Source organism: Rhodopseudomonas sp. BR0C11 (genome assembly GCF_010820945.1).
Taxonomy (GTDB): domain Bacteria; phylum Pseudomonadota; class Alphaproteobacteria; order Rhizobiales; family Xanthobacteraceae; genus Rhodopseudomonas; species Rhodopseudomonas palustris_H.
This window is the reverse complement of sequence record NZ_QTKI01000638.1, coordinates 1-1715: the sequence shown is the minus strand read 5'-3', so window position 1 is coordinate 1715 and position 1715 is coordinate 1. Positions and strand designations below refer to the sequence as shown.

The following is a 1715-nucleotide window of genomic DNA, read 5'->3' as shown; positions in this document are numbered from 1 at the left end:
CATTCGAATTCATCATCGTCGAGCGTCAGAACGCGGTCGGCATCATCAAGCTCAACCGCCCGAAGATGCTGAATGCGCTGTCGTTCGGCGTGTTCCGCGAGATTTGCGCGGCGGTCGAGGATCTCGAGGCCGACGATGCGATCGGATGCATCCTGATCACCGGCAGCGAGAAGGCGTTCGCCGCCGGCGCCGACATCAAGGAGATGCAGCCGAAGGGCTTCATCGACATGTTCAATGAGGACTTCACCTCGATCGGCGGTGACCGGCTGGCGCGCTGCCGCAAGCCGACCGTCGCAGCGGTCGCGGGCTACGCGCTCGGCGGCGGCTGCGAATTGGCGATGATGTGCGACATCATTATCGCCGCCGACACCGCCAAGTTCGGTCAGCCGGAAATCACCCTGGGCACCATTCCGGGCATCGGCGGCACGCAACGTCTCACCCGTGCCATCGGCAAGTACAAGGCGATGGATCTGTGCCTCACCGGACGGATGATGGACGCGCAGGAGGCCGAACGCTCGGGCCTGGTCAGCCGCATCGTGCCCGCCGACAAGCTGATGGAAGAAGCGCTCGGCGCCGCCGAGAAGATTGCCACGATGTCGCGCCCCACCGCAGCGATGGCCAAGAGCGCGGTGAACCGTGCGCTGGAAACCACGCTCGCCGAAGGTCTCGCGATCGAGCGCGATCTGTTCCGGTCGACCTTCGCGCTGGAAGACCGCGCCGAGGGCATGGCGGCGTTTATCGAAAAGCGCAAGCCGAACAACCAGAACCGCTGACAACACGCTGACAGATCGCGGCCGTTGCGTCGGAAAGCGTGCACAATACCGCGCGCCTCATCGTCGCAGCGTTGCCGCATCACAACACCCCCACGCTGCAACGGCGGCTGTCGGGCCCGGTCGATTGCCTCGCGTTGCACTGCGTTCTACAAACGCTCAGGCATCGCGGGGCGGATGTCCAGGAGGGCGCGGGACCGCATGGTTTGGTGGACGAGACTCGTTGGCAGCGCGTATCGCGCTCATCGCTCGGCCTTGACCCTGGGGGTCGCGACGGCGATCGGCGTCGCAGCGGCCGGACCGGTATCGGCCGAAGGACTATCCGACGCGCTGGTCAAGGCTTACCAGTCCAACCCGCAACTCACTGCCGAACGCGCCCGTCAGCGCGCGACTGACGAGAACGTGCCGCAAGCGCTCGCCGGCTATCGGCCGCAGCTTCTGGCCACACTCGGCGCCGGGCTGCAGCAGGTGCGCAATCTGCTCCCCACCAATACCTACCAGGGCGACACGCTGCGGCCGTGGACGATCGGCGTCACCGTCACGCAGACGCTGTTCAACGGCTTCCGCACCGCCAACAGCGTGCGGGTCGCCGAGCTGCAGGTGAAGTCGGGCCGCGAGGCGCTGCGCAACGTCGGCCAGGGCGTGCTGCTCGACGCGGTGACGGCCTACACCAACGTGCTCGCCAACCAGGCCTTGGTGGCGGCGCAGAAGGCCAACGTCGATTTTCTCAGCCAGACGCTCGACATCACCAAGAAGCGCCTGAACGCCGGCGACGTCACTCCGACCGACACCGCGCAGGCCGAAGCGCGCCTCAACCGCGGACGCGCCGACCTCAACGCGGCGGAAGTGAACCTCGCGATCAGCCAGGCCACCTACGCGGCGGTGATCGGCAGTCCGCCGGGCACGCTGAGCAATGCCACGCCGGTCGACCGGCTGCTGCCGAAG

General features: G+C 66.6%; 2 protein-coding genes. Both read left to right on the top strand.

Translation table 11 applies throughout. The features are described from left to right. On the top strand, nt 1–773 hold a 773-nt coding region (locus tag DYI24_RS26095; protein WP_164574372.1), incomplete at its 5' end, for an enoyl-CoA hydratase. Nucleotides 774–971: 198 nt separating this feature from the next. Further along, nucleotides 972–1715, top strand: a 744-nt coding sequence (locus DYI24_RS26090) for a TolC family protein (protein WP_164574371.1), incomplete at its 3' end; no start/stop codon positions are given.